We start from the raw sequence: 13,117 nt of genomic DNA, 5'->3' as shown, positions 1-13,117 counted from the left end.
CAGCCCCCAGGACATCGAAATGACTCAGTACGCGACCGAAGAGACCCTCTCCCTGTCGACCGTCGAGGTCGCAGACGGACTCAGCCCGGAGATCTTCAAAGACCTCTTCCGCAACTACCCGGCGGGGGTCGCTCTCCTCACCGCCGACGACGGCACACGGCCGGTGGCGATGACGGCCACATCGGTGAGCTCGCTCAGCGCCGATCCCGCCCTGCTGATGTTCTCGCTGTCGGCGCTGTCGTCGGCCACGCCCGTGATCCGCAACAGCGAGACGGTCGTGGTGCACCTGCTCGGCGCCGATCAGCTGCACTTGGCCAAGCTGGGCGCCACCAGCGGCGTCGACCGCTTCGCCGACACCGGCCAATGGACACGGCTGCCCTCCGGCGAGCCGCTGTTCCACACCGCCAAGTCGTGGATCCGCGGGCGCATCATCCACCAGGTCACCGTCGGGGCGTCGACGATCGTCATCGTCCACGCGCTGGAATCCGGTGCCCAGGGAACCCACGAGCAGAACCGTGACGGGCGTCCGCTCGTCTACCACAACCGTGCGTGGCACGCCATCAGCGACCGATCCCTCGCCGAGTGACGTGATCAGCCTCGCCTTCCGCCCCGTCGAAACGGAACGATCCCCATGACCCCCGCGAACCATCGCACTTCCGTCAACGTCCGCGCGATACAGGTCGCGTACGACGACGATGAATCGGTCACCGACCGCCTGCACCGCGTCACGGAACTCGTCGCCGATCAGCGCGGCGCCGACCTCATCGTCCTGCCAGAGCTCTGGGCGCCAGGGTACTTCTTCTTCTCCGCGTGGCGGGAGCGCGCCGAGACCCTGAGAGGGCCGACCATCACGGCCCTCGCCGATGCCGCGCGCACGGCCGGCGCGGTGGTGCACATCGGCTCGATCATCGAGCGCGCGGAGGACGGCGATGGCGGCCCACCCCACCGGGCTGGCGGCCGCGGCCTGTGGAACACGGCTGTCGTGCTGGGGCCGGCCGGCACGCGCGTCGCGGAGTACCGCAAGATCCATCCCTTCGGTTTCGGGGAGGGCGAGCCCACACTCATCGACGCCGGCACCGAGGTGACGACCGCGACCCTCGACCGTCCCGGTGGCCCGGTCGTGCTCGGGCTCGCCACCTGTTACGACCTGCGCTTCCCGGAGCTCTTCCGGGAACTCACGAGCGCCGGTGCCACGCTCTTCACGATTCCCGCCGCGTGGCCGGCTGCGCGCCGCGAGCACTGGCAGGTCCTCGGCCGCGCCCGCGCGATCGAGAATCAGGCCTTCGTGGTGCAGTGCAACACCGGTGGCACCCACGGCGGCGTGACGCTGGGCGGTCACAGCCAGATCGTCTCGCCACGGGGCGAGGTGCTGGCACAGGCCGGCTCCGGTGACGAGGTGCTTGCCGTCGACATCGACCTGGCCGACCTGCACGCCTACCGGCGTGCTTTTCCGGCGCTCGCCGACCGCCGACTGTGATTGAGGAGGAACCGCCCATGACAGCGCTCAACCTGGTGGCGCTCTCCGCCAGCCCGCATGAGCCCTCCCGTACCACCGCGCTCCTCGATGCCGTCGTCGAAGAACTGGGGCGCCGATTCGTTCTCGCACCGCGCCGGATCCTCCTCAGCGAGATCGCCCCGGAGCTGGGTGGTGCGCTCCGGCGCAGCGAGCTCGGGCCGCGGGCGGCCGCGGCGATCGACGATGTCGAAGCGAGCGACGTGCTCGTCGTCACGACCCCGCTCTACCGCGCCACGTACACCGGGATGTTCAAGCACTTCTTCGACCTCGTCGGCCAGGATGCGCTGGAGGGAACCCCCGTCCTCCTCACGGCCATCGGCGGCAACATGACGCATTCGCTCGCCGTCGACCATCAGCTGCGCCCGCTGTTCGCCTTCTTCCGGGCTGTTTCCCTCCCGGTGGGCGTGTTCGCGGAGAACGCCGACGTGGTCGACCACCGTGCGACCGACGCTCTCCGCGCGCGCATCGTCGCCGCTGTGGACGCGGCCGTGCCGGTGATCAGCTCCTGCGTGAGCGGGGCGCAGCGGTGACCGGTGTCGCGCAGGAGACGGCAGGGCACGCGATCGTCCGCACCCTGGAAGACCACGGGATCCCGCGCGTCTACGTGGTGCCCGGTGAGAGCTACCTGGAGGTTCTCGACGGCCTCCACGATTCGACGATCGACACGGTGGTGTGCCGGCACGAGGGCGGTGCGGCCTACATGGCCGAAGCCGAGGGCAAGCTCGGGCAGCTGCCCGGCGTCGCGATGGTCACGCGCGGCCCTGGCGCGGCGAACGCGCTGGTGGGTGTGCACGCCGCTTGGCAGGACTCCACCCCGCTCATCCTGTTCGTCGGTCTCATCCCGATGGCGCATCGCGACCGGGAGGCGTTCCAGGAGTTCGACATACGATCCTGGTTCGACTCGGGGGTCAAGCGCGTACTGGTCCTGGACTCTGCCGACCGTGCTGCCGCGACGGTCGCCGAGGCGATCTTCGTCGCCACATCGGGGCGTCCCGGCCCGGTGGTGGTCGGGCTCCCCGAGGACATCATCCGCGAAGAGGTCCCCGCCGTGCGGCACCCGCGGATCCCCGTCGCGTCCGGAGGGATATCCGCGGGCGACGCCGCGACGCTGGTCGACGCGCTGAACCGGTCGGAGAAGCCCCTGTTCGTCACGGGGGGCAACGACTGGACAACGGCGGCCAGCCGGAATCTGACCGCCTGGCTCGAAGAGCGCGGGATCGCCGCGGCCAGTGAGTGGCGGACAGAGGGGATCGTCGGGTTCGACTCACCCTCCTACGTCGGGCCGATCGGGTACGGACGCCCCAAGCCCACCTTCGACCTGTTCGAGGAGACCGACCTGCTGCTTTTCGTCGGCACTCTTCCCGGCGACGTCGTCACCAATGGGTACATCGCGCGTCAAGGGTGGGCGCGCGAGAACATCCTGGTCTCGATGGACCCCGAGCTCCGCGGCCGCTCCGGTGCGGTGTCGCATCACATCCTCGCGAAGCCGGCCGCGTTCGTGCGCGACCTGCGGGGGCTCGGGATCGAGCCGAGATCCCGGTGGGCGCGGTGGACCGCGCGCATGCGTGCGGAGCAGGAGCAGTTCAGCGCCCTCCCGCCGCGGGAGCCCGGGGCGGGCATCGCGTCGATGGACACGCTCATGGCCAACCTCGTGCCGCGCCTCGAGCCCGACGCGATCGTCACCTTCGGCGCCGGCGAGCACACCAACTGGGTGCACCGCTACTTCCCGACCCGGCACTACCCGGCCATGGTCAGCGCCGGGAACGGATCCATGGGGTACTCGATCCCCGGCGCGGTGACGGCGTCGCTGCGGCACCCCGGCCGGCAGGTGGTCACGGTCGCGGGCGACGGCGAGTTCCTGATGAACGGGCAAGAGCTTGCGACCGCTCGTCAGTACGGTGCGACCCCGGTGATCATCGTCATGGACAACCAGGAGTACGGGACCATTCGAAGTCATCAGGAGCGCCACCACCCCGGACGGATCTCGGGAACCCAGCTGGTCAACCCCGACTTCGCGGGGATGGCCAGCGCCTCCGGGGGAGTCGGCATCCGCGTGACGCGGGACGCCGAGATCCCTGCCGCACTGGACGAGGCGCTCGCCGCTCCGGGACAGGGGATGTTCGCGCTGGTCCACCTCGTCGTCGAGCAGCGGACGCAGGCGTACAGCTGACCGATCCCGGCAGCAGAGCCGAGAGGGGACGGTGCCCGCGGTGCACGGTCACCGTCCCCACGGCGGAGCCGCCCCGCGAGACGGTCTGACGCAGGCAGGGGTGGTGCGCGCCGCCACCGCGGCTGTGTTTCTCGGCCCCCGGCGTCCCGGTGAGCTCAGGGGGCATCCGCATAGCGGCGGAGCACCGTGGCGGCGCGGTCGCGCAGAGCGGCGCGCAGGGCGGCGGGTGCCTGCGCGTCTGCGTCGGTGTCCAGTTGCCAGAGCGCCCAGACGGCGTGCCGGAGGTCCTGGAAGGTGGCCTCGAGCAGCAGCCATCCCTCCGCGTCCGCCGTCTCGGATCGGATGGCCAGAGCCGTGTCGGCGAGCTCCTCACGGCGGGCCGGGTTGACGCGGAGCGTCGCGGTGAGCTGATCACCCCCCGCGCGGAAGCGGACGCTCCGCTCCCGCCAGATCCGGTCGAGATCGACGTGAGCCGGTCGTGCCGCCGGCTCGGCGAGCTGCTCGGCCTCCTGAATGCGTGACAGCCGGTAGGTGCGGTCGGCACCCCCGGCCGTGGCCAGGAGATACCCCGTGTCGCGCACGGTCACCAGACCGAGCGGATCGACGGTGCGCCACCTCGGTTCGCGGCCGAGGCCGGTGTAGCGGATGCGCAGGCGGCGTCCGGCGAGCACCGCACCACGCACCGCGGACAGCACGGGTTCGGGAATGCGCTCGTTGTCTCTTCTGCGCGAGAGCAGGTCGCTTTCCGGTTCGATGAGGAACCGCTGCGCTGCATCCCGCGCGGAGGCCTGATTGTTCTCGGGCAAGGTGTCCGTCACCTTGCGCATCGCGGAGGCGAGCGCCGACCCGAGGCCCAAGATCTGCTCCCCTCGCCCGGAGCCGGCGGCGAGAACCGCGAGCGCTTCGTCGGGAGTGAGCCCGGTGAGCTCGGTGCGCAACCCCGGCAACAGGGCGAATCCGCCGTGCCTGCCGCGCTCGGCGTAGACCGGCACGCCGGCCGCGGAGAGGGCCTCGATGTCGCGCAGCACCGTGCGGGTCGAGACTTCGAGCTCGCGCGCGAGAGTCTCGGCCGTCAGACGACCGCGCTGACGCAGGAGCAGGATGAGGGAGACCAGGCGATCCGCACGCACCTGCCCATCTTCACCGAAAAAACCTGACACAGGATGTCGTGATTCAACGGAAGTGTGGAAGGGCGACGTCAGAATCGGCGGCTGCCGAGCCGCGGAGTGTCGCGTGTGCAGAGAAAGGGAGGCGAACATGGCCCGAGAGAGAACCGCAGTGAACCCGGTCACCTGGTCGGTGGAGAGGGGGTTCAACCAGGGCGAGCTGGTTTCAGGGGAGACCCGCACGCTCTACATCTCCGGACAGACGGCGATGAACGCAGCCGGACGTCCAGAGCACGACGGAGACATGGCCGGGCAGCTGACGCTCGCGGTGGCGAACCTGGAGAGAGTTCTCGGGGAAGCGGGGATGACGCTGGCGGATCTGGTGCGGGTGAACGTCTACACCACGGATATCGACGCGTTGTTTCCGCACTACGGCATCCTCGCCGCCCGACTGGCGGCTGCCGGCGTCGCGCCCGCGACCACGATGCTCGGCGTGATGCGCCTGGCGGTGCCGGGCCAGATGGTCGAGCTGGACGGCACCGCCGTGGCGTGACGGGGCCGGTGCTGCGCACGGCAGACGGTGGCGTGTGCAGCACCGGCATCGTCGCCGCGGTCGCACGCGCCCCCGACGGGAGGCTCAGTCCACGAGGGGAGCGGCGTGCGCTTCGTCGATACCGCTGCGGGCCACGGCGTCCAGAGCGCGTTCGAGGACCTGCAGGTCCTCGACGGTCTCGACGGAGGTGATGCGTCCCCAGCGGAGCGTCATGAACTGGAACACGGTGTTCTCGTAGCGGCTGCCGCCGGGGAGGTCGCCGGACACCCGCGAGCGGACGGCGACGCGCGTGCGCCACGGCCCGCCGTCGACCAGCACGTCGAGGATCTCGAACTGAGCGCCGGGCAGCAACCGCATCACGCGCTCCCACCACAGCCGCATCGTCGCGCGGCTGGTGCGCACGCCGCCCAAGGCATGCCGGCCGTGGAACCGGTACTCGAAGGCCGGGGCGAGACCCGCGACCATCGTCATGTAGTCCCCCTGGTTGATCCTGTCGAAGGTGTCGCGGACCTTTGCCCGGACGATCCGCTTGTACACGGTGGTCCCCCCTCTCGCTCTGCCGTTCCCGACAATTACGTTACGGTTGGTTACATTATGGTGAGTGCGGGCCGACCTCGTAAAGAGTCGATCGATCAGGCGATCCTGCGGGCCGTCGCTGAGCTCGTCGGCGAACGAGGCTACGCGAAGGTCACCGTCGATGCGGTCGTCGAACGCGCGGGAACGAACAAGCCGGCGTTCTACCGGCGCTTCTCCGGTCTCGCCGAGGTCGTGCCGCATCTGTTGTCCGCTCGGCACGGCTTGGACGAGGACGTGGACACCGGCACGCTCGTCGGGGACTTTCTCGACGTGCAGCTTCGTCAGGAGCGGCTCTTCACGGATGCGGTCGTGACCCGGGGTCTCGCCGGCTGGCTGGCGGAGGTCGAGGCCGATCCCGCGCTCGGCGCACCGTTCTTCCTGCACTACCTCGCTCCCCGGCGGGCATACACGAGGGTGATCCTGGACCGCGCGCTGACCCGCGGGGAGATCTCGGCGATGGCCGATCCCGGGTGGATCGCCGATCTGCTCACCGGCCCGCTCATCATGCGCGTGATCCTGCCCGGCCTTCCGCCGATCGACCGGCAGCTCACCCACCGCACCGTGCATGCCGCGCTGGATGCACTGGACTTCCGCGGCGATCGCTCAGCCCTGATGCCCGGGACCCCCCGCGGGGCGATCTGACGTCCTCGGGCCCGACGATGTCGTGCGGTGCCGAACCGCTTCGCTGCCACGGTCTGCATTGCCCCCGTCGACGTCCCAGGGAATGGCAGGGGGCCGTGCACCCGGGCGCTCACCGGCCCGGTGCGCGCCGCGCGCTATGCCTTCGGCGCGCGCGCCCGTCCGCGGGGCTGCTTCGGGAGCCGGATGGGGCCGGTGACGTCGAGCTCGGTCTCCCACACCTCGATGCCGTGCACGTCCGGCAGGCGATCCCGGGTGAACACCGGGTCCCGGCCTTCCCGGCGCTGCTGGGTGTAGTCCTTGAGCAGCCGGAAGGCGACGCCCGAGAGCAGGGCGATCGCAATGAGGTTGACGATGGCCATCAGTCCCATCGCACCGTCGGCGAAGCTCCAGACCACGTCTGCCGTGACCATCGTTCCGACCAGCACGGCGACAACGGCGAGGATTCGGTAGCCGAGCAGTGCGGCAGGAGCGCGCGTGATGAACTCGATGTTCGCCTCGCCGTAGTAGTAGTTGCCCAGGATCGAGCTGAAGGCGAGCAGGAAGATGATGATGCTCAGCAGCACGTTCGACCACTCGCCGAGCGCCCCGACGACCGCACCCTGGGTGAGGCCGATGCCCGGCTCTGCGCCGGCGAGATCCGGTACGGAGACCAGGATGATGAACGCGGTGATCGAGCAGACCAGGAACGTGTCGAAGTAGACCCCCAGGGTCTGTACCAGACCCTGCTTGACCGGATGCGTGACCGCTGCGCTCGCCCCCGCGTTCGGCGCCGAACCGAGACCGGCCTCATTGGAGAACATCCCGCGCTTCACGCCGGTGAGGATGATGTAGCCCAGGGCGGCGCCGACGACCTCGTTGGGACCGAAGGCCTGGGTGAAGATCGTCGCGAAGACCTCGGGCAGGCGGTCGATGTGGATGGCCACGATCACGAGGCCCAGAAGCAGATAGCCCAGCGCCATCAGCGGGACGAGGGCCTGGGTGACCGAGGCGATGCGGCGGATCCCGCCGAAGACCACCAGCGCGGTGAGCACGGCGAGCACGACGCCGATCACGAGGGGGAGCCAGTCGGCGGCGTCGTCGCCGAAGCTGCCAGAGATCGTCGCCTGGATGGTGTTGGCCTGCAGCGAGCTGAATGCCACCGGGAAGCAGACGATCAGGATGATGGCGAAGAGCACGCCCATCCACCGTGCCCGGAGTCCCCGCTGCATGTAGTACGCCGGTCCGCCCCGGAATCCGTCCCTGTCCCTGGTCTTGTAGAGCTGCGCGAGGGAGGACTCGATGAACGACGATGCCCCGCCGACGAAGGCCATGAGCCACATCCAGAACACCGCGCCAGGGCCGCCGATGGCGATCGCGGTGCCCACCCCGGCGATGTTCCCGACCCCGACGCGGGACGCGGCCGAGATCGTGAAGGCCTGGAAGGCCGACACCGACTGGGGCCGGCCGTCCTCGGTGCGCGGCGTCTTGTCGGTGAGCGTCCGGAACATCTCCGGAATGAGACGGAACTGCACGACGCCGGAGCGCACCGTGAAGTACAGCCCGAGCAGCACCACGAGCGGCAGCACGATCCAGGTCCACAGCTCGTCGCCGCGGTCGGCCAGCCAGAGGTTGAGGTCATCCATAGGTTAGTGGGTATCTCTTTCGTCTGTCATGCACATCGTCGTCGGTGGCACGGTGTCGTCGTCGCGGCGGCCGTGGCGGGTCAGGCCATCCCGGACATCCGCAGGATGATGCCCGTGCGCGCCTCGGCGAGGACCCGCCGCACCGCGGCGAGCGGCAGGCCGAGTCCCGCCGCGATCTCTTCGCACGGATATCCGCCCATCTCGCACAGCGTCCAGCACTCGCGCTGGATTTTCGGCAGCTGCTGGACGGCGCTGCGCAGCGCATCCACGCTGTGCCAGGGGTCGTCGGGCGACGCCGAGGTCTCCTGCTCCGGACGGGGACGTGTGTTCTCCGGCGGAGCGGGGGTGCCCTCCGCCGGGATGCAGTCGATCGCCTTCTGGCTCAGCACCTGCATCAGGCGGTGCGTCGTCGGCATGCTGCGCTCAAGACTCGGCAGGCTCTCCCACGCGACGATGAAGGTCTCCTGCACGACCTGGTCGATCGATGCCGGATCCGAGAGCAGCCTCCGAGCGTAGGCGCGCATCATGGGTGCGTAGTCGCGCACGAATGCGCGGAACTCCTCGGCGTTCGCGTTGCCGTCCTCCGCTGGACGTGCGGCAGGCCGCTCTTCCGTGGCTGCGAGTGAGATCTGAACCTGCCCGATTGCCATGGTCTTTCCCTTCCGGTGAAGGGACTCTCCGGCGAGAGCCTACGGACTGCGTGTCGCATTCCGCCGCATACAGTCTCAGCTCCGTTCCCGGGAAGCTCAAGAGGTCGACACGAATTGTTCACTTAAGAATCAAGTAATCGGTGCTCGCGGCGCCCCCGGCGGTCGTCGTGGACCGCCGTCCCGGCCCTCCGGGCGCCGCCGTTGGCCCTCCGGACGACGCGCCTCGGATCACGCGATCTGCCCCGAGACCGGCGGTTTCTCGGGGTTTTTCCGGCCCGCCGAACGTCCGGCGGTGGTGCCGGGCGAGAGCCTCGCGGGAATAGCACGACGGCGCACCACGCCGAAATCGCCGACCGGCGTGTCGCCAAGAGCCGCCCTGGGGCTAGACCTGATCGGCGCTGTTGACAGTCAGGGCCTGGAATTGGGAGGAAAGTGTCATGTCACGACGAACGGATGGGGCTTCCGCTCCGCGTAAGCTCACCGTGCTGCGGCACGCTGACGAGCAGAGGCTGATCCCTCTGCGGCGCGGTGGCCGGCGCAGTCCATCGCGGGCAGCGCACGCTCGGCGATCCGTCGTCGGGTGTGCCGCCTCCGGACGGCCGGCATTCCAACGCACATACGGGACACGATCGCGGAGAGGACATCGCAATGCTCACGGAAGAACAGCACAATGAGCGCCGACACGACGCCGGTCTTCGGCTGGGCAGGAAGCTGATCCGCATGCGGGAGGAGCTCTGCCTCACCCAGGAGCAGGTGGCGTTGCGGGCGGGCGTATCCGTGCCGACGTACGGCGCGCTGGAGCGTGGCCGGACCCCGGCCGGTCATGACGCCAACCCCACCCTCGACACCATCCTTCGCGTGTGCCACGCGCTGGGAACCAGCCCGGCAGCGCTGTCGGAGATCGAGCTCATCAGCGTTCACGAGCGCGTCGCCTGAGGTCGCCGCGAGTCCCGCCGCCCGGTGCGGCGCCGGGACTCGCGGTCGCGGGGACGGGCGTCCCCGCGACCTGCTCGTCTCAGCGCGCTGTGCGTGCGAACGCCGCCGTCGCGAGAGCGGCGGCCTGGTCTCCCAGCACGGCATCGTCGAAGATCACGCGCGGCGAGTGGTTCCACTCGGCCGTGGCCAGGTCGGCGTCGGGCGGCGAGGTCATCAGCGCCAGGAACGTGCCGGGCACCTCCTCGAGCACGAAGGCGAAGTCCTCCGATCCCATCAGCGGGGTCGGCATGATCATCACCCGCTGCTCACCGAAGGCGTCACGCAGCGATGCGACGGTCTCCTCGGTCTCGGCAGCATCGTTCACGGTCACGGGGTACGCTGTCTCGAACACGACATCGGCGGTGAGGCCGTGGGCTGCGGCCACGCCCTCGACAACGCGCGGCAGTCCCTCCGCCATGACGGCGAGAGATGCCGCCGACATGTTGCGCACGGTCGCGGCGATCTCGACCGACTCCGGGATCACGTTGACCGCTCCGTCGCCGGTCGACAGGCGCGTCACCGAGAGCACCACCGGATCGAACGCATCGAAGCTGCGCGTCACGAAGCTCTGCAGCGCGAGCACGATCTCGGCCGCGGCGGGAACCGGGTCCAGGGTCTGCTGCGGCTGCGAGCCGTGACCGCCCCGCCCGTGCACGGTGGCGTGCAGCTGGCTCGATGCGGCGGCGACCGCGCCGGGGCGGGTGGCGAACACACCGTACGGGCCGGGCGCGACGTGGATGGCGTACGCCGCGACCGGGCGCTCTCCCGCCGCGTCCAGCAGTCCCTCCTCGAGCATGATCTTGGCTCCGCCGAAGCCCTCTTCGCCGGGCTGGAACATGAAGATCACCGATCCGTGCAGCTCGTCCCGTCTGGCGGAGAGCAGCCGGGCGGCTCCGACGAGGCCAGCGGTGTGCAGGTCATGGCCGCACGCATGCATGGCACCGTTGGTCGATGCGTAGTCGAGACCGGTCGCCTCGTCGATCGGCAGCGCATCCATGTCCCCGCGCAGCAGGACCACGGGTCCGGGCAGGGCGCCGCGCAGCACCGCGACCACCGACGTGGTGCGGGTGCCGGTGGTGATCTCGAGGGGAAGGCCGTCGAGCGCGGCGAGCACTTTCTGCTGGGTGCGGGGCAGATCGAGCCCCAGTTCCGGGTCGGCGTGCAGAGCGCGACGGAGCGCGACGAGATCCGGCAGGATCGTCGCGGCATCGGCGGTGAAATCGGGAATGGTCATGGTTCAGCCTTTCGTGGGGAGGGTTTCCGGCATACGCATGAATGCAAGTGCGAACGAGGCGATCAAGAAGGCGCCGGCGGAGATGCCCCAGATCGTGATGTAACCGCCGACGGACGGGTTCAGCGTTCCGGCGACCGTGAACCCGGCGAGCACGACGGCGAACACGGCACCCGCCGCGGAGCCGCCGAGCGTACGCAGGGAATTGTAGACGCCGGTTGCGATGCCGGTCGCATCGCTCGGCGCGAGCTCGGCGACGAGCGCGGGCAGCGCGCCGAGCAGGAAGCCCATGCCGATGCCCGTGATCGCTGCGACGAGGAAGATCTGCCACAGCTCGTCGTGGAAGACGATCTGGATCAGGTATCCGCCGGCGGCGAGGGCGGCCCCGGCGACGAGCACGGCGCGGATGCCGATCCGGCGGGCGATCGGGGCGAACGTCGCCGCGCCGATGGTGGCGAGGATGGTGACGACCGCCGTCACCGCGGCGGCGATGCCCGCCGTCGCAGCGAAGCCGTAGCCGCTCTCGGCGGGATCGGTCGTCAGGAACGTCGTCAGCGGCGCCTGCCCTCCGAACATGACCATGCCGAAGAGGAAAGCGGTCAGGTACACCGGGCCCAGCCGGGGGGAGACGATGAGGCGCACGTCGATGGCCGGGGCTGCGGTGCGCAGCTCCCACAGCACCCACAGGGCGAAGATCACCACAGCGGCGGCGAGGGTGCCGATCGTCGCGGCAGACCCGAAGCCCTGCGCGGACGCCAGGCGGAGGCCGAACAGCAGCGTGACCATCGCCAGGGCGATCCCCACGAAGCCCAGGATGTCGATGCGCGTCTCGGCGCGCGAGTTCGACTCCGGCACCTTGAAGAACACCGCGTAGGTGCTGACCAGCACGAACAGCACCGGCACGAGCAGGGTCAGGGTGAGGCTGGGCAGCACAGCGGAGAACACGCCGGCGGAGATCGTGCCGAGGATCGCGCCGCCCGTGAGGCAGGACACGAGCAGGCCGATCGATGTGCGGGCGGTCTCGCCCTTGATGCGATTGTGCACGAGGGCGACCTCGAGCGGCAGCCAGACCGCGAGCGGGCCGACCAGGACGCGCGCGGCGAGCACCACGGGGTAGCTCGGCAGGAACGCCGTGATCAGGGTGCCGATCAGGACGGCGACGACGGCGATGCGCAGCATCCGGCGGTGGCCGAAGATGTCGCCCAGCTTGGACAGCAGGGGCACGCAGACCGCGGCCGCGAGCGTCTGCACGGTGAGGAACCAGGTGATGTCGGCGGCGCTCACCTCGAGGTGGCGGGCGATCTCGCCCAGGAGCGGGGTGTAGAAGCCCTGGACGAAACCGCTGGCGAGCTCGCAGAACACGAGGAAGCCGACGACGGCGCGGGCGCTGACGCGGGGCATGGACTGGGTGACGGGAGGAGAGTCGGTGCGCATGGCAGGCCTGTTCACTGGATGTCGGGGAGACGACGAGGCGGGGAGCTGACGAGAGCGTCGATGATGTCGACGTAGTGGCGCTGATCGATGTGTATGCGCTTGACGGACTGCCGGTACAGGGTGAGCCCGGCGATCGTGTCGAGGAGGATGTCATGGTGGACGTCCTCGGGGAGTTCACCGCGGCTGATGGCGCGATCGATGATCTCGATGCCCTGCGCACGGCGGTGCCGGAAGAAGGATTCCCACAGGGTGGGGAAGACGTCGGGCTCGAACATCGCGCGCAGTCCGTGGCTCTGCTCGGGTGAGAGCTCCTGGTTGCGCTGGTTCTGCCGGGCGTGCTCGAGGAGGTCGGCGCGCACGTCGCCGTTGTCCGGAGTCGTGCCCACGTGCACCTGGGAGCGCAGCACGGCGGCGACGAGGGCGGCCTTGTCGGGGTAGCGGCGGTAGATCGCGGTCTTGCCGCACCCCACCGTCTTGGCCACGCGCTCGACGCTCAGCGCGGCGTAGCCCCGTTCGCCGAGCAGCTCCGCGGCGCTCTCCAGGATCCGACGGGTGAGATCTTCGTCGGTGGGGCGCCCGTGCTTCTCGGCTTCGGAGGACATGGCACAACGATACGGTACGGATGGTTTCGTAAGTGTTACG

14 protein-coding genes are annotated in these 13,117 nt (G+C 69.6%); 7 read left to right on the top strand and 7 right to left on the bottom strand.

Annotated elements, in window-relative coordinates; all coding sequences use genetic code 11:
- Positions 1-19: 19 nt before the first annotated feature.
- From AC3RXY_RS11655 to AC3RXY_RS11640, 4 genes are read left to right on the top strand one after another with little or no spacing between them, the layout of a single operon-like run.
- Positions 20-586: a flavin reductase family protein gene (locus AC3RXY_RS11655; protein ID WP_491511096.1), complete on the top strand. Its 567-nt coding sequence runs from the start codon at positions 20-22 to the stop codon at positions 584-586.
- Between the two features lie 45 nt (positions 587-631).
- Positions 632-1,477 (top strand): carbon-nitrogen family hydrolase, encoded by an 846-nt coding sequence (locus AC3RXY_RS11650; RefSeq protein WP_491511095.1) that lies wholly within the window; start codon positions 632-634, stop codon positions 1,475-1,477.
- Between the two features lie 17 nt (positions 1,478-1,494).
- Entirely contained in the window at positions 1,495-2,046 is a 552-nt protein-coding gene (locus AC3RXY_RS11645; protein ID WP_491511094.1) for an NAD(P)H-dependent oxidoreductase, read from the top strand.
- Positions 2,043-3,686 carry a thiamine pyrophosphate-dependent enzyme gene (locus AC3RXY_RS11640; RefSeq protein WP_491511093.1) on the top strand — a complete coding sequence of 548 codons (1,644 nt, stop codon included), beginning with the start codon at positions 2,043-2,045 and terminating at the stop codon, positions 3,684-3,686. The genes AC3RXY_RS11645 and AC3RXY_RS11640 overlap by 4 nt, the downstream gene beginning before the upstream one ends.
- Positions 3,687-3,841: 155 nt before the next feature.
- Here the strand turns inward: AC3RXY_RS11640 and AC3RXY_RS11635 are convergent, their stop codons facing one another.
- Complete coding sequence (locus tag AC3RXY_RS11635) at positions 3,842-4,816, bottom strand: helix-turn-helix transcriptional regulator (protein WP_491511092.1); 975 nt, start codon at positions 4,814-4,816, stop codon at positions 3,842-3,844.
- A gap of 127 nt (positions 4,817-4,943) precedes the next feature.
- Between AC3RXY_RS11635 and AC3RXY_RS11630 the strand changes: the two genes are divergently transcribed.
- A complete protein-coding gene (locus tag AC3RXY_RS11630; RefSeq protein ID WP_491511091.1) occupies positions 4,944-5,345 on the top strand; it encodes a RidA family protein in 402 nt (133 codons plus the stop codon).
- Between the two features lie 84 nt (positions 5,346-5,429).
- On the opposite strand, the gene AC3RXY_RS11625 is transcribed toward AC3RXY_RS11630, so the two are convergent.
- Positions 5,430-5,882: a nuclear transport factor 2 family protein gene (locus AC3RXY_RS11625; protein WP_491511090.1), complete on the bottom strand. Its 453-nt coding sequence runs from the start codon at positions 5,880-5,882 to the stop codon at positions 5,430-5,432.
- 57 nt (positions 5,883-5,939) lie between these two features.
- On the opposite strand from AC3RXY_RS11625, the gene AC3RXY_RS11620 reads away from it, so the two are divergent.
- Positions 5,940-6,563, top strand: a complete 624-nt coding sequence (locus AC3RXY_RS11620) for a TetR/AcrR family transcriptional regulator (RefSeq protein WP_491511089.1) — start codon at positions 5,940-5,942, stop codon at positions 6,561-6,563.
- Positions 6,564-6,697: 134 nt separating this feature from the next.
- Here the strand turns inward: AC3RXY_RS11620 and AC3RXY_RS11615 are convergent, their stop codons facing one another.
- Together AC3RXY_RS11615 and AC3RXY_RS11610 are read right to left on the bottom strand one after the other, a co-directional pair.
- Positions 6,698-8,185 (bottom strand): alanine/glycine:cation symporter family protein, encoded by a 1,488-nt coding sequence (locus AC3RXY_RS11615; RefSeq protein WP_491511088.1) that lies wholly within the window; start codon positions 8,183-8,185, stop codon positions 6,698-6,700.
- Positions 8,186-8,265: 80 nt separating this feature from the next.
- Entirely contained in the window at positions 8,266-8,835 is a 570-nt protein-coding gene (locus tag AC3RXY_RS11610) for an RNA polymerase sigma factor (RefSeq protein ID WP_491511087.1), read from the bottom strand.
- Between the two features lie 648 nt (positions 8,836-9,483).
- On the opposite strand from AC3RXY_RS11610, the gene AC3RXY_RS11605 reads away from it, so the two are divergent.
- A complete protein-coding gene (locus AC3RXY_RS11605) occupies positions 9,484-9,771 on the top strand; it encodes a helix-turn-helix transcriptional regulator (protein ID WP_491511086.1) in 288 nt (95 codons plus the stop codon).
- A 79-nt stretch (positions 9,772-9,850) separates the two neighbouring features.
- Here AC3RXY_RS11605 and AC3RXY_RS11600 read toward each other — a convergent pair whose 3' ends face one another.
- The 3 genes from AC3RXY_RS11600 to AC3RXY_RS11590 are packed head-to-tail and all read right to left on the bottom strand — an operon-like array spanning position 9,851 to position 13,077.
- Complete coding sequence (locus tag AC3RXY_RS11600) at positions 9,851-11,044, bottom strand: M20 metallopeptidase family protein (protein ID WP_491511085.1); 1,194 nt, start codon at positions 11,042-11,044, stop codon at positions 9,851-9,853.
- A gap of 3 nt (positions 11,045-11,047) precedes the next feature.
- A complete protein-coding gene (locus AC3RXY_RS11595; protein ID WP_491511084.1) occupies positions 11,048-12,475 on the bottom strand; it encodes an MFS transporter in 1,428 nt (475 codons plus the stop codon).
- An 11-nt stretch (positions 12,476-12,486) separates the two neighbouring features.
- Positions 12,487-13,077: a TetR/AcrR family transcriptional regulator gene (locus AC3RXY_RS11590; protein WP_491511083.1), complete on the bottom strand. Its 591-nt coding sequence runs from the start codon at positions 13,075-13,077 to the stop codon at positions 12,487-12,489.
- Positions 13,078-13,117: the final 40 nt, after the last annotated feature.

This window comes from Microbacterium longlingense (assembly GCF_058349825.2).
The sequence above is the reverse complement of the archived record's forward strand: the minus strand, read 5'-3'. Positions and strand labels throughout refer to the sequence as shown.

Excerpts from the sequence above, each read along its gene's own strand:
- AC3RXY_RS11655 (WP_491511096.1), top strand. The coding sequence starts at position 20 with ATGACTCAGTACGCGACCGAAGAGACCCTCTCCCTGTCGACCGTCGAG.
- AC3RXY_RS11650 (WP_491511095.1), top strand. The coding sequence starts at position 632 with ATGACCCCCGCGAACCATCGCACTTCCGTCAACGTCCGCGCGATACAG.
- AC3RXY_RS11645 (WP_491511094.1), top strand. The coding sequence starts at position 1,495 with ATGACAGCGCTCAACCTGGTGGCGCTCTCCGCCAGCCCGCATGAGCCC.
- AC3RXY_RS11630 (WP_491511091.1), top strand. The coding sequence starts at position 4,944 with ATGGCCCGAGAGAGAACCGCAGTGAACCCGGTCACCTGGTCGGTGGAG.
- AC3RXY_RS11620 (WP_491511089.1), top strand. The coding sequence starts at position 5,940 with ATGGTGAGTGCGGGCCGACCTCGTAAAGAGTCGATCGATCAGGCGATC.
- AC3RXY_RS11615 (WP_491511088.1), bottom strand. The coding sequence starts at position 8,185 with ATGGATGACCTCAACCTCTGGCTGGCCGACCGCGGCGACGAGCTGTGG.
- AC3RXY_RS11610 (WP_491511087.1), bottom strand. The coding sequence starts at position 8,835 with ATGGCAATCGGGCAGGTTCAGATCTCACTCGCAGCCACGGAAGAGCGG.
- AC3RXY_RS11605 (WP_491511086.1), top strand. The coding sequence starts at position 9,484 with ATGCTCACGGAAGAACAGCACAATGAGCGCCGACACGACGCCGGTCTT.
- AC3RXY_RS11600 (WP_491511085.1), bottom strand. The coding sequence starts at position 11,044 with ATGACCATTCCCGATTTCACCGCCGATGCCGCGACGATCCTGCCGGAT.
- AC3RXY_RS11595 (WP_491511084.1), bottom strand. The coding sequence starts at position 12,475 with ATGCGCACCGACTCTCCTCCCGTCACCCAGTCCATGCCCCGCGTCAGC.
- AC3RXY_RS11590 (WP_491511083.1), bottom strand. The coding sequence starts at position 13,077 with ATGTCCTCCGAAGCCGAGAAGCACGGGCGCCCCACCGACGAAGATCTC.